This window comes from Kitasatospora sp. NPDC127116, from assembly GCF_042677365.1.
Classification (GTDB): domain Bacteria; phylum Actinomycetota; class Actinomycetes; order Streptomycetales; family Streptomycetaceae; genus Kitasatospora; species Kitasatospora lactacystinica.
On sequence record NZ_JBHXTL010000122.1, the window covers coordinates 1 to 21,673 of the forward strand.

Genomic DNA, 21,673 nt, shown 5'->3' on the forward strand with positions numbered 1-21,673 from the left:
GACGCCCCCCGCCACCCGCCACCCTCCCGTCTGCGACCGCGAGGCCCCTGCTGGAGTCTCGGCATTAACTCGCCTGGGTGAGTGGTCTGGATCTGACTGCGACGGTGCCGCGGCCGGGGCGGGCGCCACCGGCACCTCGCCCACCGGCGCGGCCGCCGCCGGGGCAACCGCCGCCGGGGCCGTCATCGGCATGCCCACCGGGGCCGCCACCGTCGCGGCGAACCCGCCCGCCGCCGCCCGTCGCTCCAGCTTGTCCAGCCGTGCCTGCAGCGACAGCTCGTCGCTGTAGGCGCCCGGCAGCATCACCCGGGCGCAGATCAGCTCCAGCTGCAGCCGGGGCGCCGCGTTGCCGCGCATCTCGGTCAGCCCGGTGTTGACGATGTCGGCGGCCCGGCTCAGCTCGGCCGCGCCGAACGCGTCCGCCTGGGCCTGCATCACCGCGACCCGGTCGGCCGGGGCGTCGATCAGCCCCTTCTCCCCGGCGTCCGGCACGGTGGCCAGGATCACCAGGTCGCGCAGCCGCTCCAGCAGGTCGGTCACGAAGCGACGCGGGTCGTGCCCGCCCTCGACCACCCGGTCGACCACCTGGAACACCGTCGCCCCGTCGTGCGCGGCGAAGGCGTCCACCACCTCGTCCAGCAGCGCGGAGTCGGTGTAGCCGAGCAGCGACGTGGCCATCTGGTACGTGACGCCGCCCTCGGCGGCCCCGGCCAGCAGCTGGTCCATCACCGACATCGAGTCACGCACCGACCCGGCACCCGCCCGCACCACCAGGGGGAACACGGTGTCCTCGACCTGGATCCCCTCCCGGCCGCACACCTCCGCCAGGTAGTCGCGCAGCGTGCCGGGCGGGACCAGCCGGAACGGGTAGTGGTGCGTCCGGGACCGGATCGTCCCGATCACCTTCTCCGGCTCGGTGGTCGCGAAGATGAACTTGAGGTGCTCCGGCGGCTCCTCGACGACCTTGAGCAGCGCGTTGAAGCCGGCCGAGGTCACCATGTGCGCCTCGTCCAGGATGAAGATCTTGTACCGGCTGTGCACCGGCGCGAAGAACGCCCGCTCGCGCAGTTCGCGCGCGTCGTCCACACCACCGTGCGAGGCGGCGTCGATCTCGATCACGTCGATCGACCCGGGCCCGCCGGTCGCGAGGTCCCGGCAGGACTGGCACTCCCCGCAGGGCGTCGGCGTCGGCCCCTGTTCACAGTTGAGGCAACGGGCCAGGATGCGCGCGCTCGTCGTCTTTCCACACCCACGCGGCCCGCTGAACAGGTACGCGTGGTTGACCCTGTTGTTGCGCAGGGCCTGCTGGAGCGGAGCGGTCACGTGCTCCTGCCCGATGACCTCCGCGAAGGTCTCGGGGCGGTAGCGGCGGTACAGGGCTAGGGACACACCCCCGACGATATCGGGACGGACCGACAAACGCGTCGCCCCTCACCCCTCACCCCGGCCCCGGGAACGCAAAGACCCCCCGTGCACCCGCCAGAGCCCTCCTACCCTTGCTGCCTTCCGGCCCTGGGGGGGTTCAGAGAGATGACGCCACACGAGGGGCTGACCCCCACAGTACCGGATCCCGGCCCCGACGATCCACAGGCCACCCCATCCCTCCGCCTGCGGGACAGGTGGTCGCGACCACCCCGAAACATGTACTAAGCTCTCCCACGGAGGATTCGCCTAGAGGCCTAGGGCGCACGCTTGGAAAGCGTGTTGGGGGCAACCCCTCACGAGTTCGAATCTCGTATCCTCCGCCTTTGCCTACCAAGGCAGTTGAAGGCCCCGACCGGGTTCCCGGTCGGGGCCTTCTTCGTGTCCTGGTCTCAGTTTCGGTCTCAGTTCAGACGAAGAACTGCCACGCTCAGAGCAGGTCCTCAAGGCGACGAGCGAGCTGGGCGATCCCATCCGCATCAGGCTTCTCGTCGATCCTGCGCATCAGCTCCTTGGCCAGGCGCAAGTGCTCCAGCAGGGACTCGACCTCGAACGGAGGCGCCTGCCCTGTCGCGATCCAGTTCTCCACCAGCGCGATCAGGCCGCTCCTCGGCGCCACCACGAAGTTGGCCGGCCTACCGAGGATCGTTTGACCTTCGGTGTCTGCGTTGAAGTCCGCAAACGCCTGCTGAAGCGCGTCCTGGGTCCATCGCGACCCGAAGTCGAGTGCGTCCTGGCCTCCCCGGATGTCGTCGAGAAGCAGACGAGCGAGACCTCCGACGTCATCCGAACGCTCGGTTTGCCGGACCAGCCAGTCCTGCCAGCTGACACCATCGGGGATGGGAACTATCGATTCCATGAGGCTCCTGGGGAATCGTGGAGACAGTGATGGGCGGCCACCCTAGCCCCGGACCGGGCTGTAGGCACTGAGGCTGCTCTGGACTCGCCAATGCCGCAGAACGGTAGACGCCCTCACATCAGCGTCAGGCGTCACCACGTTCGCGGAGCGCTTCTGCTACCGAGCTGATCCCGCGAGGGATGTTCCCCAGAACCTTGGTGTGGTCGGCGATCTTCGCAAGGGAGGCTTCGATGGTTCCGCGTTCGATCGCCGACGCATCGATGGCGTCCAAGTCGATGACGTAGGTCAGCGGCTCTACGGGCCCGAAGGGGCCAGCCGCAGTGACCGTCACGGTGTACTGCCTCGGGAGGCTCGAATTCTCGAACAGGCGCGGGCCGAAAGCAAAGTGCCACTCGATGTGCCGCCGAGGAGGAAGGACGGCGATCTTGCGCGCCACAACCCGGGCCAACCTCTGATCCCACTCCTCCGACTCTCCGCCCTGAAACGGCGGGGAGACAGTGAGCTGCACATCCCGCGCAAGCGTGGGACCTACGTTCTCGATTCGGAACATAAGCAGGCCTGAGCCCCCGCGCTGGGGCACGATGTCCGCCATCACGTATGGCTCCGCACCCTCCCGGCGAATCTGCTGAGCAAGCTGAAGCTGCGCAGCGGCTACCCCTGTTTGGTTACGGCTGTAGAGAACGGCCACGACACTGACTAGCACTGCAACAGCCGAAAGTACGAGCGTGAGGATTTCGGTCACAGCACCCCAGCCTAGGATCCACCTCCGACAATTCCGGTCGCACCGGGCCCTGTTCAGACAGGGCCCGGCACGCCATCGCACATCAGGTGCCGTCGTCCGATCCGGTTGACCCATCATCGCCCCACAGAGCCGCGCCGATCTTCCTGCCGACGTCGTTCAGCATCGGCTCGGTGACGTGCTGGTAGCGCTGGGCCATCGAGGTCGAGGACCAGCCCATGATCGCCATGACGATCCGCTCCGGTACGCCGAGCAGGAGGAGGACGGTCGAGGCGGTGTGGCGGGCGTCGTGGAGGCGGCCGTCTCGGATGCTGGCCTCGCGCAGGAGCCGCTTCCAGTGGTGGTAGTCGGTGCTGGGATTGAGCGGCTCGCCGGTCTCCGAAGTGAAGACGTAGCCCTTGTCCGTCCAGAGGTCGCGGGCGAGGGTGCGCTCGCGGTCCTGCTCCTCCTTGTGCATCCGGAGGATCACGACGAGCTGCTCGGGCAGCGGCACCGCGCGTCGCCCGGCTCGGGACTTGGTGTCCTTGGTCTCGCGGCGGATCGGCTCCTTCTGCGGGCAGAAGCCGGGCTTCCTCTCGCAGCGGTCGCCGCAGCCGTGCTGGTACTTGGGCCGCAGCCGGCCGCGCTTGACCCAGGTGACGCCTCGGACGAAGTCGACGTCCTTCCACTGGAGCCCGAGTACCTCGCCCTGCCGCAGGCCGAGGGCAAGCGCGAAGATCCAGCGGGCGGAGTTGCGGCGCTTGCGCGGAGTCTCCATAAGCGCCTGGACCTCCTCGATCTCGAACGGCTCGACCTCCTCCTCCTCGAGCTTCGGGGCCTTGGCGATCGTGGCCACGTTACGGGTGAGGTGTTGGCGCCGTACCGCCTCGCCGAGGGCTACCCGGACCGTGCGGTGGGCCTGGTGGGCAGTCCCGGCGGCGCTGCCGCTGGCCTGCATCTTCTTGTAGAAGCGCTCCAGGTGCTCGGGCTCCAGCTTCTCCAGTCGGTGTGCGCCGAGGCCGGGAACGAGGTGCACGCGGACGGCAACCTCGTATCCGGCGTACGTGTTCTCGCTGACGGTGCCGGGGACGATCTCGGTTATCCAGTGGGTCAGCCACTTGCCGACCGTCCACTTCTGGCCGGCCTTGGGCACGGTGCCGTCGTCGCGCAGCTTCTCCAGCTTGCGGACCTTGGCCGTGACCTCGGGCCGGGTCTTGGCACTGACGTGGCGGCGGTCGGGGGTACCGTCGTCCTTGACGCCGACCGTGACGCGGCCGTGCCAGCGGCCGTCGCTACCCTCGTAGATCGAGGAGTCGCCGTTGGGTTTGCGGGTCTTCGCCATCTGCGCCCCCTCAGGCCGCAAGGGCGACGTTCGAAGCGGCGGCGGCCGTGCGGGCGGCCACGTACTCCTTGAGCGCCTCGGCGGGCACTCGGCGGAGGCGGCCGATCGTCACGGACGGGACTTCGCCGGAGGCGACCAGGGCGTACATGGTCGTCCGGCCGACGCCGAGACGGCGGGCGGCTTCCTCGACGGTGAGGGCGACGAGCGTCGGGTCGGCTGTACCACCGCCCTGATCTGCGATCAGGCGGAGGAGGACGCGCTCGGTAGTGCCGAGAGCGCGGGCCACCCGGGCAAGCTCCAACGATATTTCGGGCATGGGTGTCCTATCCCGGCGGCGCTTTGGGCTATGCGCCGCCGTTGTCGGTGTTCCAGGGATGGGCGAATCGGTTGTATGGGCCCGCGTTGTGACCCCGGCGTTCGTAGCACCGAGGGGTTGCGGAAGGCATGACGGGTCGAGGCTCCACGGGCGGGCAAAGCCCATGGTCGGACCGGCGGGAGGGGACGTTAGCGGTTGATTACGGCCGCACCAAACCACCGAACGTCCAGCATGATCTGGTCCTCATCGGATCAGCGGCAGGAGTGACGTGCGGACTCGGCAACGTGCAGCAGGCACCCTCAAGTGGCCAAGGCCGCCGTTGGGGGCGACGGGCTACGTCGCGGCTCCTGGGTCAGCGAGACCCTAGGCGTCGGGCGAGCCGGGCGGAAGGCTCGGCGAGTGGTGGTCGTCACCAGCCTCGTCAGCCACGACCTGGGTGATCATCGCGCTGATGAGTTCGGCAAGGTTCGGGTGGGCTGCGCCGTAGGCATCAAGCGCGTCACGGGCGCGATTCACCTCCTTGCGAGCGGTGACGAACTTCTGCCAGCTCTCGGCGAACTCCGCCAGCAACCGCTTCACGTGGGCGTTGGCAGCGATCTCGGGTGGCCCGACCAGGTTGTCCAGGGAGATGTCGAAGACCTTGGCGAAGCCGATGGCCTCGTCCAGGTTCACCCTGCGACGCGGTTCACCGCTCTCGATGCGCCACACCGCCGACTGGTTGAGCGGGTAGCCGGCCTCGGTCAGGCGCTCCGCGAGCGTGGCAGTACTCCACCCGCGCGCCTCGCGCTCCATCTTGATGCGTTGGGCGACGTTCTCCTCCCCTTCCAGTCGCCGTCTCGGATCCGCACCAGCCACGATCAACCCTCCATGCATCGTCGTTAAGCCCATTTGCAATGCGCCGAGCACGACGTTAACGTGATGCAAAGCGAAACGCAACTAAGCCGAACCGCATCGACGAGCCGGGCCAGCCACCCGGCATCGCGACAACACAAAGGCCCCCGGCGCTACGAACGCCGAGGGCCGAAGCAGAACCTCGAAACCGCCCATCCCTGGAACAGTCGACAACGGAGGAACCGGGTAGCCGCCCAGCGCCTCCGAGTGAGGACACCGCTGTGGACAAGCCTACGGCCCCGCCGTCAAAGCCGTCATCCAACGACGGGCGACGGGGCGACGCGTCGAACGCTCACGTCGGCCCCACCTCCGGAGAGCCGCCTCACAACGTCGACGCCGAACAGGCGGTCCTCGGCGCCTGCATGCTGAACCACCAGGCGATGGAGAAGGTCCGCGGCACTTTGGACGCAGGCGACTTCTACCGGCCTGCCCACGAGACCATCTGGCGCGCGATCCTGGCCCTACGCGCCGAGGACGCGCCCACCGACCCCATCGCCCTCACCGACCACCTGCAGCGTGCGGGCGATCTCTCCCGCGTCGGGGGCTCGTCCTACCTCCACACGCTGGTCGCCGCCGCGCCGCCCTCGACGGACAACGCCGACTACTATGCTCAGATCGTGCGTCGCGATGCCCAACTACGGACCCTGCACGCCACCGGCATCCGCACGGTCCAGCATGCCCTGGCTCCGGGCGCCGACCCGGACGAGATCCGTACCACCGTCGAGGCCGAGATCCGTGCCGAGCGCGAACGCGCCCTGGCCTCCGGCAACAGCCGCCTGTCTCGCTACATCGTCAACGGCTGGGATTTCGTCACCAAAACCGGCGCGGACAAGGAACCCTTGTGGGGCACCCGCGAACAGACCGCCTGGGCCTCCGGCGAAAGCCTGATGATCGTGGGCGCGCCAGGCGTCGGCAAGACCACCATCGCCCACCAGGTCATCCTCGCCCGCCTCGGCCTCCAGGCCGCCGTCCTCGATCTCCCCGTGGCCGAGGGAGAACGCGTCCTCTACCTCGCCATGGACCGCCCCCAGCAGATCGCCCGCGCCATGGCCCGCCGCATCCTGCCTGCCGACGAGGCCCACCTGCGCGACCGCCTCGCCGTGTGGCAGGGACCGCTCCCCGCCACCCTCGACAAGGAACCCGATCTCCTCGCCGAACTCGCCGCCGCCCACCGCGCCGACACCATCGTCATCGACAGCCTCAAGGACGCGGTCAGCACCCTCGTGGACGACTCCCTGGCCGTCGCCTTCAACAACGCCCGCATGCGGGCCCTGCGCGCAGGCGTCCAGATCATGGAGCTCCACCACCAGCGCAAGGCCACCGCCGAGGCGCCACGCGGCCAGCGCCCCACCCTGGACCGGGTGTACGGCTCTACCTGGCTGACCGCGGGAGCGGGCAGCGTCCTGTTCATCGCCGGAGAGGCCGGCGACCCGGCGGTCACCATTCACCACCTCAAGACCGTGACCGGCGAGATCGGCCCGCTGCCGGTCGTCCACGACCACCAGCGCGGAACCACCTACGTCGAACCCACCCTCGACCCGGTCACCCTCCTTCGCGCCGCGACGGATGGCCTGACCGCCCGTGACCTGGCGACCGCCCTGACCGGCGAGGCCAACCCTGACCGCGCCGACATCGAGAAGGCCCGCCGCCACCTGGACCGCCTGGTCAAGAGCGGACTGGCGGTCAAGAGCGAGGGCACCGCGGGTGGTGCCGGAGGCGGCCAGCAGGCCAGGTACCGCCCGTCTGCGCGGCACATCACCGCCGCCTCCTGACCTTGCGGCGGTCACCGAGGTGACCGGGGACAGTGCACTGACCACTGTCCCCGGTCAGTCCGTCGTTCTGACCGGGGACAGTGACCGGCGGGTCGGTCAGTCGGTCACTCCCACTGACCGCGCTGACCGGAGTGACCGCATCGGTCAGCGCCCCTGCGAACCGTGGCAACCGGCTCAGGCGACCGCACCGATCGCAGCCTTTGCCGCCGGTCAGCGTGCGGATCGCCAACCATCCCAGGCGGCAGTGGCGGGACGTGCTCCCGTTCACGGGGCCGTCCACGCAGGCCTCTCGCGCTGAGCGTGGCGACAACCGCTCACAGCGTCCACGCGGAGCACAGAAACCGCAGGTAGAGCGATCACGAAGTCGTACACGCCGTCCACCCGACCCAGCGTTCACGCGCGAGCCCCCCTCTAGAAGGGGGCTCGCGTGTACGCACCGGCGTGGACGCCTCATCGCCCAAGCCTCCGTCAGGCCGTCTGAAGCCGGAGCAAGTTGTGGGATAAGCGATGCTTACCCCGGCACCGCCAAGGCGGAGCAAGTTGTGGGGCAAGGAGTCCTTACCCCGCCCACTCCCCCTGGAGGAGCAGTTGCCCTCGCCCAGGGGTGCGAGGGCAACGCAGCCGGCCGCCATACGGGAGCCCGCATCCTCCCGCTCGGTGGCAGCTTCCGAGCGGGAGGATGCCCAACCAACGTCGCCCCCTCACACCGTGGCGACCGACCATCCGTAGCGGGAGAAAGAGGGACCTCCATCGTGGTAGGCGGCCAGTGCCTGCACGGAGGTCGGGAACGCGGGCTCGGGGAAGCGATCCGCCGCGACCCACAGGGCGGCCAGATGCTTGTCCGGCTCGGTGTTGGTCAGTTCGCCGGTCCAGATGTCGGTCGCGAAGACGAATAGGACGAACTGCCCGGCTCGGTCCCAGCCCTGTTCGACGTGGATGACGTGGGCGAGAACGAGGTCTGCCGGATCGACGAGCAGGCCGGTCTCCTCCTTGAGTTCGCGGGCGGCGGCCTCGTCGAGGGCCTCGCCGGGCTCGGCCTTGCCGCCGGGGATGGTCCAGGCCGGTTGCGGGGACCAGTTGCGGGCGGCATAGAGCACGGCGGCGATCGCGTCGGCGTCCTTGTCGTGAACGATCACGCTGACCGCATTTCGGCTGTTCATCACGCTGGTGGTGGTCACGGTGCCCACTCCTAGTCGAAGTGCCGGAGGATCTCGGTGGTCCGGCCGGGTGGCTGGGACTGGCTCCACAGCTCGGGCGGCCTGGGCGCTCAGCGCCCGAGCGTGAGGCGGTCAGCGTCGGTGCGGGAGAAGACCAGGTCGGTCATCTGCTCTGGGCTCTTCGTGCACCGGACGGGCGGCTGCGGTCGGCGCATGGCTTGGGGGTAGGTGGCCGGGTCGTAGTCGTTGGTGAGCGTGTACGGGTGGAAGCCGTGCTCGCGCAGGGCGTCGATGATGCCGGCGGCGCTCTCGCCCTGCTTTGCCAGGAGCTTGGGGGTGACTTCCACGACCAGCTCGACATCCTCGCGCAGGTGCGGCAGCGCGGGCAGCAGTCCCCTGACCGCCGCCGCCTCGGCGCCCTCGACGTCGATCTTGATGACTCGGGCGGTGTCGAGTTCGGCCTGGCCGAGGAGTTCGGTGAGCAGTGCGGCTGGCACGTGGAAGGTGGTGTGGACGTGGCGGGGCCGGATGGCGGTGATGTGACCGAGGTTGGCCGGGTCCTCCAGGTAGAGGACCAGCGTGCCGGTGGTGTCGGAGGCGGCGGCGCGGACGGTGCGGATGTTGTCCCGGCGGTTGACGGTGGCCGCGCTGGTGAGGTCGTCATGGAACTGCGGGGTGGGCTCGATGGCGACGACTCGGCCGGTCGGTCCGACTGCGTGGGAGGCCAGGAGGCTGAACACACCACGGTGGGCCCCGACGTCGACGAATGTGTCCCCGGGCCGCAGGCGGTCGCGCAGGAAGGCACTCAGGTTCGGCTCCCACTCGCCGAAGAGGTACTCGTAGCGCTGGATGACGTCGCTGGTGGTGACGGTGACCAGGTCACCCGAGCGCAACCGGGCGGCGGTGTGGAGGGGACGGGTTCGCAGGTGGTCGTCGAGGAAACGGTCGACGAGCTGGGCTTTGCCGACAGTTCCGGGTGCGTGGCGGACGTAGGCCCGCAGCAGGCGGGCGAGGGCGGAGGCGGACACGCTGTGCTCCTTCGAGTGGCGGCGGGTGCGGAACGCGGCTCCCGGAGCCGCCCGTGGTGGCAGACTTGCCGGTGAACGCTGGTAGCGGTGAGGGGAGTTGTCGGTGGCCGAGAGTGGTCCGGTGGTGTTCCTGCTGGTGGGGCTCACCGGTTCGGGGAAGACGACCTACGCCCAGCGGGAGCTGGAGCCGCAGGGTGCGGTGCGGCTGTCGGTGGACGAGGCCGTCCACGAGCGGCACGGCCGGTATGGGATCGACTATCCGGAGAACACCTACTTCGAGAAGGAGGCCCCGGTCGTCGCCGAGCTGCACTCCCGCCTGGTCGAGCTGGTCTCCGAGGGCCGGGACGTGGTGTGGGACCACGGACTGTGGCAGCGGAAGGACCGCGACGCGATGAAGGAGCTGGTGGAGGCGGCCGGCGGTCGGTGGCGGCTGCTGTACTTCCCCGTCGATCGGGACGAGCTGCTGCGCAGGCTGGCCGAGCGCAACCAGCGGGGGGACGCGAACGCGCTGATCGTGACCCCTGAGGCTTTGGACGACTTCTTCGCGCGGTTCGAGGCGCCTCAGGACGAGGGCGAGGAGATCGTGGAACCAGGCTGGCTCTGACGGGGCGGACGCCAGGCAGCGTGGATCTGGGCGGCTTCGGCGGCCCAGTCGTCGGGCAGGCGGTCGAGGGTGACGTGGCGGAAGGCCAGGCGGGGGTCGGAGACGTCGATGCGGCCGTGGTGGCGGTCGATGTGCTGCAGCAGGCGGGTGGCCTCGGTCCGGACGGCCGGAGTGTGCTCGGTCCAGGCGCCGGACGCGAAGCGGTCGACACGGCGGCGCAGGTCGTCCAGGACGCCGGCGCGCCACTTGAAGTGGTGGACGCACGCGAACGTGTGCGGGTCGGGCCTGCGGCCGGGGGCACGGTGGTTGCCGGAGGCGACCGTGACATCGGAGAGCGCGAGGACGATCTTGCGAGGATCGCCCTGCAGGAGGCGGTGGGTGAGGTGCCCGCCGAGCGGGAAGGCACGGTCAAGCCCGCTCTCGGGCCGCCAGAGGGCGAGTCGGCCGTCCGCGCTGACGCGGTCGAGCATCAGCCCGCCCACGACCGCCCGACCGTTCTCCTCGGCCTCCGCCGCCAGGTCGCTGAGCGTGGCCGGGTACGTGTGGAACTCGTCGGAGTCGGCGAGCAGGTGCCAGCCGGGGCCGGCCTGCTGGCGGAGAGCGTCGCGCAGTTCGGTGTTGGTGTGCTCGTGCCACGGCCCGGTGCTGACCTGGCCGGTGGGCAGGTCGAGCTCCCGGGCGGTGCCCAGCAGCTGGCGACGCCAGGCGTCGGGGACGTGATCGGCGAAGTGGAAGGCGAGGTGGAAGCGCTCGATGCCGAGCCGGCGGTAGTGGGCCGTCCAGGCGGTCAGCAGGGCCGGTTCGACCGGGCCGATCACGGCGACCAGCGCGGGGGCGGCGGGCGTCATCGGTACTCCTTGATCAGGTCGGTGTAGGTGTCGATGAGGTAGGCGGCCTGCTCGGCTGCCGGCAGCATGTCCAGCACCGTGGATGCCTTCGGCCCCGGCCGCTCCGGCGGCCCGTCCGCCAGAGCGGCCAGCGCGGCGGCCAGGGCGCCCGGGGCGCCGGCCGGGAACACCTGGGCCCAGGGCTGCCCAATCAGCCGCTCGGTCAGGTCCGGGTCGTGGTCGGAGACGATCAGCGGGACGTCGAGCCGGGCGGCGTCCATGACCAGGCCGGACTCCTTGCCGGTGCCGGGACACCGGGCCACCACGGCGGCGTCGGCGGCGGCATAGACCAACCGGAGGACGTCCTCGCCGACCGGGCCGGGCACGGTGTGAACCCGGACACGGGGCAGGCGGTGCCAGCGTTCGAGTACCGCGTCGTCCAGCGGAGTGCCGCAGACCAGGACGTGTAGCGGCTTGGTGAGGCGGGCCAGGGCCGCATCCACGGTGGCGATGTCCTTGTAGGGCCACCAGCCGCCGACCAGGCAGACCGCCGTCGCCGAGGCGGGGATGGTGAAGGCGGCGCGGGCACCGTCGCGCTCGGCGGCGGTGAGGGGCCGACCGTCGTCGACCGCGAACGCCCGCACCCGCCCTGGGAGGTGGGGGAAGACCGGGGAGAGCCGGTCACGGACCGCGGTAGTCGGATAGAGGGCGACCACGTGCTTCTCGCTCCGCCGGGCGAGCCGACCCAGCAGCCGGACCGGCGAGTCTTCGGTGGTGACCAGTTCGTGGATGAACCGCAGGTGTGGGGTGCCGCCGAGCAGGGCGGCCATGCCGTGCAGGGCTTCGCTCGCGCTGAGGATCACCACGGCCGCCGGCTGAGGGGCGAGGCGGCGGGCGGTACGCAGGCATCCGGCTTCGGTCAGGCAGCGGGCGATCAGGGTGACCTGGTGCGGCAGCCGGCGGAGCGGCAGCGGCCAGCGCCGTGAGCGGAAGGCCCGCTTGCCAGCGGTTGAGACGCGTTCCGCCGCGCGTGCTGCGGCCAACAGGGCCTTCGCCGCCGGACCCACCGGTCCGGCGGCGATGCAGGAGCCGGCCCTCAGCAGCGGACCGGGTCCGTCCGCGATCCCCTGCGGGGTGATGACCACGGCACCCGGGCGGGCGGCGGCGAGCGCCGTCAGTGTGCGCTGGTGGTGCCCGCCGCCGAGGTGCGCGTGCGGCTCGATCAGGACCAGCGGCCCGTAGCGGGTGCTCATCCGGCGACCGCCTGCTCGCCGTGCAGCGTGATGAAGTGCCGGTGCAGCCAGGGCGGGTCGTTGAGCGCCTCGAAGCGCTTGGGGTCGCGGGCCGCAGTGCGGGCGAACTCCAGGCCGTCGCGGGCCCCGGCTGCCGCGTAGTCGGCGAAGTCGCCGTCCTTGCTGGCCGTCCAGGCGTCGATGCGTTCCTGGGCGGAGGCGTCAGTCATGCCGTACTCGCTGCCGCGCGCGAGCATCGCGCACTCCCGGAAGCCCGCCTTCCAGGCGTGGAACGGGGTCTGGTTGAACAGGGTGGTCCCGGCGGTGTGCGGGCTGAACTCGACCCGGCCGGGCAGCGCGGCCAGCACGTCGACGGCCTGGCCCATCTCCCGCAGTGCGCTGGTGCGGATCAGCTTGAGGCCGCCGTAGCCATAGGTGAGCCCGTTGACCGGATTGACGGCCCGCCAGACCCGCATCGACACGCCCGCTGCCAGCGGCTCCACCGCGCTGGCGGGGAAGGCGGGGTCGATGGCGAAGTCGCCATCAGCGAGGAAGAACTGGTCGGTGTCGACGAGTTCGGCCGTGAGCCGGTAAGCGCGGCGCATCCCGCGCACCCCGTGCAGACGCTTGACGGTTCCGCCCAGCACGCGGGCCAGGCGGGTATGCAGGGAGTCGGCCAGCGGCTCGTCGTAGGAGAGCAGGACCGCGTCGAAGCCGGTCACTTGATCGCCTCCAGGTAGCGTGCGGCCACCGCAGCGGGCGTCAGGTCCGTGGTGGAGGCGAGCGCGCGCTTGGCGTGCACGATGTAGAACTCGGGGTCGGTGGCGAGGCGTTCGGCGATCCGGACGGCCTGGTCGTCGGTGTCGAACACCAGCTCCGGGTCGAGGTGCTCGGCCAGCCAGCCGATGCGAGGGCCGATCACCGGCAGGCCCATCGCCTGGCAGTCGATGACCGACATGGACCAGGGGCAGCCGGGCCGGAACGGCGCGATGCCGAAGTGGGCGCCGGCCAGCAGGTTGCGGTAGCGGACCCGGTCGCCGCGGTCGGAGGCGATGGCGACGCCGTCCACGGCCGCCAGCTCCTCCAGGTTCCGCTCGGGGCTGGGATCCAGGCGGATCCGCTCGACGCTGCGGGTGCCGAACAGGTCCATCACGGTCAGCCGCACCGGGGCCTTGGCGACGAGGTGGCGGGCGAGCTGGGTGAAGCGGGTGGTGCCGTAGTGGGCGTACAGGCGGTGGTTGTAGATGCCGACCGCCCGGCCCTCCGGCGGGGTGATCTCGGCAGGGTCGCGGACCAGGCGCACGTCCCTGGGTGCGGGGACCACGTGCAACTTCTCGGTGAGCTCGACGCCGGTTCGGGCCGCGGCAGCGGCCGTCCACGAGGCGGCGGTGCCGGAGTGGACCAGGACGCGGTCGCAGGCCGCTAGACCGGCGGCGAAGGCCAGCAGCACGCTGCGGCCCAGCCCGCCGTCGTCCATCGCGGGGTCCAGCTCCAGCTGGCCGGTGTCAGTGAAGGAGAACGGCAGGTAGTGGCAGTAGCCGGCGATCCGCGCGTCCACTCCGGCTTCCAGGAGCGCGGCGCGGATCGCGGGGGCGGCCTCGATCTGGTTGGCCACGACCACTTCGGGCTGCTGGCGGTGGAACAGCCGCACCAGGGCGCCGACGCCCGGGTTGAAGCGGGCACGGTATTTGGTCGAGGGCGACGTGGTCCGCACGAACTGCACGCGGTCGTCGCCGGCCGGGACGGGAGCGGCCACGGTGACCTCGACCCCGGCGTCGGCCAGGGCCGGGGTGAGCATGTCGGCGAAGGTGTAGCCGGAGTCGGCAGTCAGCTGGCTGGAGTTGGAGACGTTGAGCAGGTACAGCAGGCGCATCGCTTGGGCCCTCCCTCTCTCGGCCCGGGTGTCGCCCCGGGCTGGCAAAAGAAGGAAACCGGCGACCAGGACCGTGACAGAATGATGAATCGAGATCACTCACGGTTCATTCATCTCATCCAGCAGCCAGGGCGGGGGCCTTGATGGACGAGCGCGACGACAGCCCGACCGTTGAGCAAGCCGCCGAGGCGTTCGCAGCGGAGGTCTCGTACTGGCGCGAGGTGCGCGGCCTCTCCAAGCGGGGGCTCGCCCGCAAGATGGGCTTCGACCCGTCGTACGTGAGCCACGTGGAATCCGGCCGGCACAAGCCGACCGAGGACTTCGCGCGTCGCTCGGAGGAGACCCTCAACGCGGGCAAGGCCATCTGGAAGCGCTGGCTGGACTACGAGGCCGCCAAGAACCGAGCGGCCCCGGCTGTGGCTCCACCAGCCCCGCGCCGCCCCGAACAGCCGTACGCGACGGGCTCAGCGATCACCGTGGCCCACGACGGCGCCCGCCTGGACTTCGACGGCTCCCACTACCGGCTGACGATGCGCCGACTGTTGCGGAACACCGGCAGCGAGCCGATCACCCGCTACCTGATCCGCATCAGCGTCGACCGCTACCCCGGCGAGCCCGAGCGCTCCAACGCCCACTACCGCGAACACCCGCTGACCTGGGACGAACTCGCGCTCACCGCGACCTGCCGCGGGGAAGCGATGAACTGGCAGACCAAGCACGACCGCGACGCGTTCAAGGAAGTGTGGCTGCTCTTCGAGAACGAGCACGGCCGCTTCCCGCTCTACCCGGGCGAGGAGGTCTGGATCGAGTACGCCTACTCGGTCGGCGCGGAGAAGTGGGGCCGCTGGTTCCAGCGCGCGGTCCGCCTGCCCACCGAGCACCTGGAAGTCGAACTCGCCTTCCCCGCCGACCTCGACCCAGCAGTATGGGGCATGGAGACGTCCATGACGGCCGAAGCGGCACCGCTGCGGACAGCCCCGATCCGGCGCGAGGAGGACGGGATGCGCGTCTTCTCCTGGAGCACGTCCACGCCGGCCCTCCACGCCCGGTACCGTCTGGAATGGCGGTTCCGGGCCCGACCCGAACGCGACACGACCCAAGGGGAGTTCAGGTGATCCAGGTGCGGCCCAGCGAGCAGATGCGTGACCTCGGCGTCGTCCAGGAGGGCGCGCCCATCCTCGCCGACCCCGCCCGTCCCTTCGACCTGCCCGCCGAGCGCGAGGCCGCCGAGCAGGTCGTGGAGAAGCTGTTCACCGCGATGGACCGCATCGGCCAAGTCCACCCCTTCGCCAAGGGCATGGGCATCGCGGCACCCCAGATCGGCATCGGCCGGACCGCCGCCATCGTCCAGCCGGCCGACCCCGGAGCACCGGCGATCGTCCTGCTCAACCCGACGATCACCGACCGCTCCGACGAGACGGACGAGCAGTACGAAGGTTGCCTCTCCTTCTTCGACGTCCGCGGCATGGTCCCCCGGCCGCTCCGGATCACCGTGCAGACCACCACACTCGACGGTCAGCTCGCGGCCACCGCCTACGAGCGGGGACTCGCCCGCCTGGTCCATCACGAGATCGACCACCTCGACGGCCTGCTCTACACGGCACGGATGCGAAGCGGCATCGACCCGATTCCCGTCGAGCAGTACCGCCAGACCGGACAGGCGTGGGGCTACGAGCAGTGATCCCGACCCAGCCAACCCTGGGCGATCACCACATGGAGGCCTCGCTTGATCCCATATCTCGAAGAGCGTTCAGAGCGCCCCGACCGCCGTCATCGCTCCAACAATCGCGCAAACCAGCTGCGGCGATACTTGCGCTCACGCTCACGCCTCTCCGCCTCTGTCCGAGCAAGCTGGTAAAGCTCGGTCTCACGGCGATCGCCTGAATCCCACCCCTCGGGCCAGGCTTTCAGGACATGCTCACGCAGCCGCGCCCCCAAGTCTGCAGCGCCATTCTCGCCGCAGGCACGGTGGAATCGCAGGAGCGACTCCTTTGGAGCATGCAGAACGAGCGCGGGAACCACATCGCGGACCCATTGCATGGCAGGGGATGGGTTCAACAGAGGCACCAGGCTCATGGGCTCATGGACTCTGGTGCCAGCGAAGTCGGTGAGCGACTGTTCCTCACCCTTGGAGGGTTCCAGGGTCCTGGTGAAGTAGAAGACGGCGACTGGGTCATGCGATCGAGCTGTCGAGGCCAGGATCCGCTGCCCGTCGAGCTTGCGCCCCTTGTCGAGGAACATCTCATAGAGCCCATGGAGCAACGTGATGTCACTACTCGTCGCGAGCTGCTCCATCAACTGATCCGCCTGCTCGTCCTGGTCGTAGTCACGCCAGTCGACGAGCACCTGATAGAGCTCGTCCACGCTGACTTCCTCTGCCTGATCCCACAGGAGGAGTTCGGCGTCGGTAGCGTTTGACAGATCGGCCATGGCGCGGGCATCGCGCTCCTGCAACCGCAGGAGCGCCTCGGCTTTCCGAATCTCTTCCTCGACCTCCACAACACGGCGCGCAGCAGCATCGCATTGCTCAATGAGAGCCCGTACTTCGTCCCGGGCGCGGACGTTGAGAGCCGCGAGGGCATCCTCCGCTGCCTGGCGTTTACGACGTTCTGCCACTAGCTCCTCGCGGAGTAGATCGAGCTGCCGGTTGGTACGGATGCGCTGATGCTCAATCTCCTCCCGCGCGTCAGCGAGTTCGAACTCCCGTGCCTGCAGCGGGCTCCGGATCCGGGCCGCGTCATACATCAGTTTTCGGGTCCGGGCGACCTCCTCAGGCGAGACCTCACCGCCCTCTTGTTCGGCAACCACCTGGTGGATCCGTGCCGCAAGCTCTCGACGCGGGACGTCACGGCCGTTCAAGAACTTCGAGAGCCTGGTCTTGTCCACACGCAGCCTGTGGGCCAGTTCCTCGGAGCTGAGGCCGGTTCGATCGCGCAGATCCCTCAACCGCTGGGCACAGCGCCGCTCCGGCTCGGACAGCCGCTCGTCGAGTTCTGCGAGACCACGCCGTGTCGGAAGCTGGTGCGTCATTCTCCAGTTCCCCCTTTTAGGTTGCGACCCAAGCAAAGTGCGGCCGTGTGACGCAAGGTGCGGTTGCGACCTGACGCACCTATGCCCCTACCGATTGTGATTGGACCCTACCGAACCAGTCGCACCTCGGAGGTTCACATGGCTCTATCCCGTCCGCCCCGCCCGTTCCTCGACATCCGCATCGGCGGGACGCGACTAACCATGCAGCGCTGTCCTCGTCGGCTGCTCATCCTGGTGGGATCCGCCGCCGGCGCCCTGAGCGGCGTGCTGGCGCTGCACCGGTAGGCGAGCAATCAACGCGGGCTGAACAACAGCTCTGGCTCTCAGTTTTGGTCTCATTCACCCCCGTCCAGCCGGGTCAGCCACCGTCCAGCGGTTTGTTCTGCCGCAGGTCGAGACGGGCGCATACCCCCGGCGGACGGTGTTCGGGAGAATTGGAAAGCGCGTTGGGGGCAACCCCTCACAAGTTCGAATCTCGTATCCTCCGCCTTCGCCCGCCAGGGCAAACGAAGGCCCCGACCGGTTCACCGGTCGGGGCCTTCGTCGTTCCGTGGTTGCAGTTTTGGTTGCAGTTGCCGAGATCCAGTGGGAACGGCTGGCTGCACGACCGCATCCGGCCTGCAGGCCCCCGGCCGAACCGTCACATTCGCACCCGCTGGGCACCGCTCCTCTGGCAAGGTGCTGTCCATGGCCGTGTCCGAGAAGACCCGGAAGATCATCTGGGGCGAAGCAGGCGGCAGGTGTGCGATCTGCCGGGTGCAGGTGGTGACAGCCGGGACTGACTACGACGACCCCTCGGTCTTCGGCGAGGAGGCCCACATAGTCGCCCGCTCGAAGGGCGGACCAAGAGCTGGCTTGCTGGACGATGCATCCATCGACAGCCATACGAACCTGGTCCTGCTTTGCAGCAGGCATCACAAGCAAATCGATGACCAACCAGGCCACTTCACGGTGGATCGACTGCGCGAGATCAAGGCCCAGCACGCCGCATGGACGCGCTCGCTCAGCGAGGCAACGCCAGGCCGGCCGAAGGTGGTGCCCAACCCGGGCTTCCCACAGCCTCGGGTCCTGACGCTGATCACCCGCGGCAACCCGCTGTGGAACATGATCAAGTCCAGCGTCACCTTCGAGTACGCGCTGCCAGACGGTCTTCCCGCGGAGAATGAAGACCTCATTATGGAGTTCCTGGGCGCGGTCCAGGACTACTGCGACATCGCAGCCGAGCTGCATAGTGTGCGCGAGAACCGCGACGCCGAGAAGGGGTTGCAGAGCTACCTGAGCAGGCTCGCCGAGCGCAACTTCCTGGTGGGCGCCTTCGTACGCCAGATGCTCTTGACCGATGGCTCCGGCCAGGAGGGCACTCCCTGGCCCATGCTCCGCGTCGAGGTCCAGCCAGCTTCGCACGCCACGATCACGGACGAGGGCGGTAGGCCCATTCCCAACGAGCAGCCGAGCACGGGAGCGTCTGACAAGGAGCAGAGCGCATGACTGAGCGAACGATCTACCTCGACCCCGATCGACGCGACCCCGGTTCTCGAAAGATCAGTGTCCGGGCCCACCGTTGGTACGCCACGGTCGAGCTCGACCGAGACGGGTACGCCGATGCCTTGACCTGGCGGGGAGACCCCCCAGATCTGCCTGCCGCCTACACGGAGGCCATCGCCAGGATGCAGAACACGTCTGTCGATCGGCTCCGGTACGACGGGTACCTGGGCATGCTCTCGTGGGGCGATGGACCACGCTGGGTCAGTCTGACAGTTCCCTTCGCCCAGGTCGAAGCGGCAGTCGAAGCGCTGTGCAGTGCTGAGCTCAACCACGACTACAGCGGACTTCACGCCCTCGCCGACCGGCTAGCGCTCCCCATCGAAGACTGGCTCGCCCCCGGCGAGCGGGAGCTGGTGCGCGGCGTCGACTTTTCCGCACCACCTGGCGTGTTTCTGCGGTTCCTGCGTGGCAAAGCCAAGCGGCACGGAGTGCGCCTCAACGGCCGCGCCACCCTGGGCAGTGTGTGGATTCGCCCGACACTGCCGTTAGCCGAGAAGCAAAAGCGGGAGCTGCTTCCCGAGCAGCACCCCGGCTGGGTGGACCGATGGACCGGATACGTTGAGCCTGAGGACGCGCCTGAGAGGCCATGGGTTGGTGGCAGAGGACAGAACCTCAGCCACCGGGCGGCCCCTGTCCAGTTCCGGCATGTACAGGCACCGAGTGGCAGCAAATGCCCCTGCGGAATGACCCTACGAGCTCCCGAGGACGGCGGGAATGAACACGCCACCCACCATGCAATGTGGGCGATCGGCGTTCGGGCACCCAAGAACTTGGACTGGTGGGGCGACCTGGCCGTGGTGACGACCGAGTCGCCGATCGCTTGGCGGAAGCTGACCTACCAGGTGGGGCGGATGCCTCAGCGAGAGAACGGCTATGACGTCAACTCGTGGTCGCACCTTCGTGAGCCTGAGCAGACCCCAGACAACGTGCGCGCATACCTGCTGCAGGCCAACGGATACGTCATCGGCTACCTGGCAACCCACGACGTCAGCGAGCACCGCCGCTGGGACCTGCTCGACGAGTCGGAGTACGGCGATCAGGACGACAGCCTACGTCCGTGCATCGACCTGATCTGGGTCGCAGACTCCTACCGGCGAAAGGGCGTTGGTACCACGCTCGTACAAACCCTCGCCGACGGCTCCGGATACCAGGTCACCGATGTGTCCTGGTCGACCCCGGTCAGCGACGCCGGCCGGCACCTCGCACGGCGGATCTCGCCCGAGGGCATCTGGGTCAGCTAACGCGGCAAGCGGCATCCCGGTGACAGGCTCCGGCGGGAGCGGCGACTCCGCACAGCAACCGGACCGCGCGATGTGCGATAACGCCCAACGGACATAAGCCAGAGCCGGACCCTCGACTTGTCCTCACCCGAGGGCCCGGCTCCGCTTCGTTCAGCTCTTTGCGGTCGTTCCGGAGACACCAGACCAGAGCGAGCCGCCTCTCTTGTTGGCGGTGTCCTTGAGCTGGTAGCGCCAGCGCACCCGAGCAGACCTACCCTGGCTCCCACCCAATGATTGCGTCGACGCCACCCCACGCAGCTATCCGGCAGGCTACGGAACGTGCCCCGTAGCGTGCCGGCACACCGGACATAGACGCTGAGCCGCCGGACAAACCTTTTCTCCCGCTGGAAGAGTCCTGGTCAGAGCTTGCCGGCACGCCGGACACTCTCGCCGGCTCGGCGGACAGAGGGTCACTGAAAGGGAGGCCTATCGAGGGCGAGCATGCCAGGCGTCGGTAAGAGCCTCTTGGATCTCATCCTGCTTAGCGGCATCCGCCTCAAGCTCGCTATTAGATACTGGGAGGTTCTGGCGCATGACCTCCAGCACCCTCTGCAACCTTTCGGTGTACGACGGCAGACTGGTGCCACTGAGCCACGCGTTGAGGGTGCTGCGCGTCACCGGAGACTCCTCAGGCATGCGAGCCGCTACCCAGCGCACGGTCGGCCGCCCAGCACTCACGTAGTACTCGTAGAGGAGTTGGAAGAACCTCATCTCCTCCGGCAGGTTCACTCGCTGCCTGACATGGTTCCACTGAAACAGAGGCTCCAGAGAGTCGCTGGAACCGGCGACACTGGTCAGTGGCTTACCTCGCTCCTCAACCACTTCGGCTGTAGTCACCGACCGGGTGGCGCTGGCCTCGGGTACAGATTCCGGCTGGTCAGCGCGTGGTCCGAAAGCTCGCTCGGTGGCAGCGGCTGTCCACGCGGCAAGCGCCTCCTCCACCATCCTGAGGGGGACTTGTGCGCCGTCTTGCTCTGGGAACAAATGCCCCACCAGGGCCTTTACCAGGTCACGGTTTGGCAGTTCTGGGCCGCGAAGCGCCTTGTGCCACGTCTGGCGTGACCACCCAGACTCCTTACTCAGGGCCGCCAGCGATCTGTCTCCCTGATTCACTATATGCCGCTGCATCAGCAGGAAGAACTCATACTGCGGACCCTTCGGAACCTTCGGTTCCCCTATACGGCGCTTCACCGCAAGACCCCCACCATGCATGCCGTCAACGACTTATCCCACTCTTGTCACCAACTTATCCCCCATGAGGCCGCTGGTGACCTGGGAGTTCAGCGATGCAGTACAAAGGGATACGTCCGACACCACCGGACACCGCCGGACACGAAGGCCCCTGGCTGCACACCTAAGCCATCGTGGCCTGGCGGCGTCCTGACCTGAAAGCGAGCGGCATGCGCACTTTCCGGCGCCTCCAGAGTGCCTTACCCAGGGTTCCCAAAGCCAGGCAGCGGGGACTGATCTCGGTCCTCGTCACCCTGGCCGCCTTCGGGCTTGGCCTGTGGCTTCCTCAAGAACGGATACTCGGCGGCGCGGCCGTCGCAGGAACGGCAGTCGCCCTGACTCAGTTGCTCCTCTACATCGCGGACGACCGCGAGAAGGGAAAAGCCAGCAGCACCCGTAACGTTGGACGGTGAGTAGCACCATTTCACCTCGTCGACGATGGGGGCTCGTGGCGTGACCATCCACTGGTAGCCGAAACCCTCGGCAAGACCGCCACCGCACCGAACGCCTGCTGCAGCAGCACTGAAGATCAGCCTACGCTGATACT

The 21,673-nt window shown here is 68.6% G+C and carries 21 protein-coding genes, 1 tRNA gene and 1 other RNA gene; 8 read left to right on the forward strand and 15 right to left on the reverse strand.

Annotated features, from left to right (window positions below; all coding sequences use genetic code 11):
* The coding region (locus ACFVHV_RS34520; protein ID WP_380356623.1) for a DNA polymerase III subunit gamma and tau at nucleotides 1-1,389 on the reverse strand (1,389 nt) is incomplete at its 3' end.
* A gap of 70 nt (nucleotides 1,390-1,459) precedes the next feature.
* Nucleotides 1,460-1,550: signal recognition particle sRNA small type (ffs, locus tag ACFVHV_RS34525), an RNA gene on the reverse strand.
* 110 nt (nucleotides 1,551-1,660) lie between these two features.
* Between ffs and ACFVHV_RS34530 the strand changes: the two genes are divergently transcribed.
* Nucleotides 1,661-1,745: transfer RNA gene (locus tag ACFVHV_RS34530), tRNA-Ser, on the forward strand.
* A gap of 107 nt (nucleotides 1,746-1,852) precedes the next feature.
* On the opposite strand, the gene ACFVHV_RS34535 is transcribed toward ACFVHV_RS34530, so the two are convergent.
* The 5 genes from ACFVHV_RS34535 to ACFVHV_RS34555 all read right to left on the reverse strand — a co-directional run bounded on the left by ACFVHV_RS34535 (nucleotide 1,853) and on the right by ACFVHV_RS34555 (nucleotide 5,563).
* Nucleotides 1,853-2,281 carry a hypothetical protein gene (locus ACFVHV_RS34535; RefSeq protein WP_380356626.1) on the reverse strand — a complete coding sequence of 143 codons (429 nt, stop codon included), beginning with the start codon at nucleotides 2,279-2,281 and terminating at the stop codon, nucleotides 1,853-1,855.
* Nucleotides 2,282-2,405: 124 nt separating this feature from the next.
* Nucleotides 2,406-3,023: a hypothetical protein gene (locus ACFVHV_RS34540; RefSeq protein ID WP_380356629.1), complete on the reverse strand. Its 618-nt coding sequence runs from the start codon at nucleotides 3,021-3,023 to the stop codon at nucleotides 2,406-2,408.
* Nucleotides 3,024-3,105: 82 nt separating this feature from the next.
* Entirely contained in the window at nucleotides 3,106-4,341 is a 1,236-nt protein-coding gene (locus ACFVHV_RS34545; protein WP_380356632.1) for a tyrosine-type recombinase/integrase, read from the reverse strand.
* 10 nt (nucleotides 4,342-4,351) lie between these two features.
* The gene (locus ACFVHV_RS34550) at nucleotides 4,352-4,657 is read right to left on the reverse strand and encodes a helix-turn-helix domain-containing protein (protein ID WP_380356635.1); all 306 of its coding nucleotides are present in this window, start codon (nucleotides 4,655-4,657) and stop codon (nucleotides 4,352-4,354) included.
* Between the two features lie 363 nt (nucleotides 4,658-5,020).
* Entirely contained in the window at nucleotides 5,021-5,563 is a 543-nt protein-coding gene (locus ACFVHV_RS34555; protein WP_380356638.1) for a helix-turn-helix domain-containing protein, read from the reverse strand.
* 206 nt (nucleotides 5,564-5,769) lie between these two features.
* Between ACFVHV_RS34555 and ACFVHV_RS34560 the strand changes: the two genes are divergently transcribed.
* Nucleotides 5,770-7,320, forward strand: a complete 1,551-nt coding sequence (locus tag ACFVHV_RS34560) for a DnaB-like helicase N-terminal domain-containing protein (protein WP_380356641.1) — start codon at nucleotides 5,770-5,772, stop codon at nucleotides 7,318-7,320.
* A 701-nt stretch (nucleotides 7,321-8,021) separates the two neighbouring features.
* Here the strand turns inward: ACFVHV_RS34560 and ACFVHV_RS34565 are convergent.
* Both ACFVHV_RS34565 and ACFVHV_RS34570 read right to left on the reverse strand, forming a co-directional pair.
* Nucleotides 8,022-8,498, reverse strand: coding sequence for an NUDIX domain-containing protein (locus tag ACFVHV_RS34565; RefSeq protein WP_380356644.1), 477 nt, complete (start codon nucleotides 8,496-8,498; stop codon nucleotides 8,022-8,024).
* Nucleotides 8,499-8,587: 89 nt separating this feature from the next.
* A complete protein-coding gene (locus tag ACFVHV_RS34570; RefSeq protein ID WP_380356646.1) occupies nucleotides 8,588-9,505 on the reverse strand; it encodes an FkbM family methyltransferase in 918 nt (305 codons plus the stop codon).
* Nucleotides 9,506-9,608: 103 nt separating this feature from the next.
* Here ACFVHV_RS34570 and ACFVHV_RS34575 point away from each other — a divergent pair, with 103 nt between their 5' ends.
* Nucleotides 9,609-10,109: an AAA family ATPase gene (locus tag ACFVHV_RS34575; protein ID WP_380356649.1), complete on the forward strand. Its 501-nt coding sequence runs from the start codon at nucleotides 9,609-9,611 to the stop codon at nucleotides 10,107-10,109.
* Here ACFVHV_RS34575 and ACFVHV_RS34580 read toward each other — a convergent pair.
* From ACFVHV_RS34580 to ACFVHV_RS34595, 4 genes are read right to left on the reverse strand one after another with little or no spacing between them, the layout of a single operon-like run.
* Nucleotides 10,067-10,957 carry a glycosyltransferase family 2 protein gene (locus tag ACFVHV_RS34580; protein WP_380356652.1) on the reverse strand — a complete coding sequence of 297 codons (891 nt, stop codon included), beginning with the start codon at nucleotides 10,955-10,957 and terminating at the stop codon, nucleotides 10,067-10,069. The genes ACFVHV_RS34575 and ACFVHV_RS34580 overlap by 43 nt on opposite strands.
* On the reverse strand, nucleotides 10,954-12,189 hold the full coding sequence (locus ACFVHV_RS34585; protein ID WP_380356655.1) for a hypothetical protein: 1,236 nt from the start codon (nucleotides 12,187-12,189) through the stop codon (nucleotides 10,954-10,956). Before ACFVHV_RS34585 ends, ACFVHV_RS34580 begins: the two co-directional genes overlap by 4 nt.
* Nucleotides 12,186-12,890 carry a hypothetical protein gene (locus ACFVHV_RS34590; protein ID WP_380356658.1) on the reverse strand — a complete coding sequence of 235 codons (705 nt, stop codon included), beginning with the start codon at nucleotides 12,888-12,890 and terminating at the stop codon, nucleotides 12,186-12,188. The genes ACFVHV_RS34585 and ACFVHV_RS34590 overlap by 4 nt, the downstream gene beginning before the upstream one ends.
* On the reverse strand, nucleotides 12,887-14,041 hold the full coding sequence (locus tag ACFVHV_RS34595; RefSeq protein ID WP_380356660.1) for a glycosyltransferase: 1,155 nt from the start codon (nucleotides 14,039-14,041) through the stop codon (nucleotides 12,887-12,889). Before ACFVHV_RS34595 ends, ACFVHV_RS34590 begins: the two co-directional genes overlap by 4 nt.
* 143 nt (nucleotides 14,042-14,184) lie before the next feature.
* On the opposite strand from ACFVHV_RS34595, the gene ACFVHV_RS34600 reads away from it, so the two are divergent.
* Both ACFVHV_RS34600 and ACFVHV_RS34605 read left to right on the forward strand, forming a co-directional pair.
* Entirely contained in the window at nucleotides 14,185-15,156 is a 972-nt protein-coding gene (locus tag ACFVHV_RS34600; RefSeq protein WP_380356663.1) for a multiprotein-bridging factor 1 family protein, read from the forward strand.
* Nucleotides 15,153-15,722: a peptide deformylase gene (locus ACFVHV_RS34605; RefSeq protein ID WP_380356666.1), complete on the forward strand. Its 570-nt coding sequence runs from the start codon at nucleotides 15,153-15,155 to the stop codon at nucleotides 15,720-15,722. The genes ACFVHV_RS34600 and ACFVHV_RS34605 overlap by 4 nt, the downstream gene beginning before the upstream one ends.
* An 89-nt stretch (nucleotides 15,723-15,811) precedes the next feature.
* On the opposite strand, the gene ACFVHV_RS34610 is transcribed toward ACFVHV_RS34605, so the two are convergent.
* Entirely contained in the window at nucleotides 15,812-17,071 is a 1,260-nt protein-coding gene (locus ACFVHV_RS34610) for a helix-turn-helix domain-containing protein (protein WP_380356669.1), read from the reverse strand.
* 138 nt (nucleotides 17,072-17,209) lie between these two features.
* Between ACFVHV_RS34610 and ACFVHV_RS34615 the strand changes: the two genes are divergently transcribed.
* The 3 genes from ACFVHV_RS34615 to ACFVHV_RS34625 all read left to right on the forward strand — a co-directional run bounded on the left by ACFVHV_RS34615 (nucleotide 17,210) and on the right by ACFVHV_RS34625 (nucleotide 19,857).
* Entirely contained in the window at nucleotides 17,210-17,356 is a 147-nt protein-coding gene (locus ACFVHV_RS34615) for a hypothetical protein (protein ID WP_380356672.1), read from the forward strand.
* Between the two features lie 402 nt (nucleotides 17,357-17,758).
* Nucleotides 17,759-18,559, forward strand: coding sequence for an HNH endonuclease (locus ACFVHV_RS34620; protein WP_380356675.1), 801 nt, complete (start codon nucleotides 17,759-17,761; stop codon nucleotides 18,557-18,559).
* Complete coding sequence (locus ACFVHV_RS34625) at nucleotides 18,556-19,857, forward strand: GNAT family N-acetyltransferase (RefSeq protein ID WP_380356678.1); 1,302 nt, start codon at nucleotides 18,556-18,558, stop codon at nucleotides 19,855-19,857. Before ACFVHV_RS34620 ends, ACFVHV_RS34625 begins: the two co-directional genes overlap by 4 nt.
* 465 nt (nucleotides 19,858-20,322) lie before the next feature.
* Here ACFVHV_RS34625 and ACFVHV_RS34630 read toward each other — a convergent pair whose 3' ends face one another.
* Nucleotides 20,323-21,087: a hypothetical protein gene (locus ACFVHV_RS34630; RefSeq protein ID WP_380356681.1), complete on the reverse strand. Its 765-nt coding sequence runs from the start codon at nucleotides 21,085-21,087 to the stop codon at nucleotides 20,323-20,325.
* Nucleotides 21,088-21,673: the final 586 nt, after the last annotated feature.

Bases quoted from the DNA above. Each gene is read 5' to 3' on its own strand.
- ACFVHV_RS34535 (WP_380356626.1), bottom strand. From the start codon at position 2,281: ATGGAATCGATAGTTCCCATCCCCGATGGTGTCAGCTGGCAGGACTGG.
- ACFVHV_RS34545 (WP_380356632.1), bottom strand. From the start codon at position 4,341: ATGGCGAAGACCCGCAAACCCAACGGCGACTCCTCGATCTACGAGGGT.
- ACFVHV_RS34550 (WP_380356635.1), bottom strand. From the start codon at position 4,657: ATGCCCGAAATATCGTTGGAGCTTGCCCGGGTGGCCCGCGCTCTCGGC.
- ACFVHV_RS34580 (WP_380356652.1), bottom strand. From the start codon at position 10,957: ATGACGCCCGCCGCCCCCGCGCTGGTCGCCGTGATCGGCCCGGTCGAA.
- ACFVHV_RS34585 (WP_380356655.1), bottom strand. From the start codon at position 12,189: ATGAGCACCCGCTACGGGCCGCTGGTCCTGATCGAGCCGCACGCGCAC.
- ACFVHV_RS34595 (WP_380356660.1), bottom strand. From the start codon at position 14,041: ATGCGCCTGCTGTACCTGCTCAACGTCTCCAACTCCAGCCAGCTGACT.
- ACFVHV_RS34600 (WP_380356663.1), top strand. From the start codon at position 14,185: ATGGACGAGCGCGACGACAGCCCGACCGTTGAGCAAGCCGCCGAGGCG.
- ACFVHV_RS34610 (WP_380356669.1), bottom strand. From the start codon at position 17,071: ATGACGCACCAGCTTCCGACACGGCGTGGTCTCGCAGAACTCGACGAG.
- ACFVHV_RS34615 (WP_380356672.1), top strand. From the start codon at position 17,210: ATGGCTCTATCCCGTCCGCCCCGCCCGTTCCTCGACATCCGCATCGGC.
- ACFVHV_RS34620 (WP_380356675.1), top strand. From the start codon at position 17,759: ATGGCCGTGTCCGAGAAGACCCGGAAGATCATCTGGGGCGAAGCAGGC.
- ACFVHV_RS34625 (WP_380356678.1), top strand. From the start codon at position 18,556: ATGACTGAGCGAACGATCTACCTCGACCCCGATCGACGCGACCCCGGT.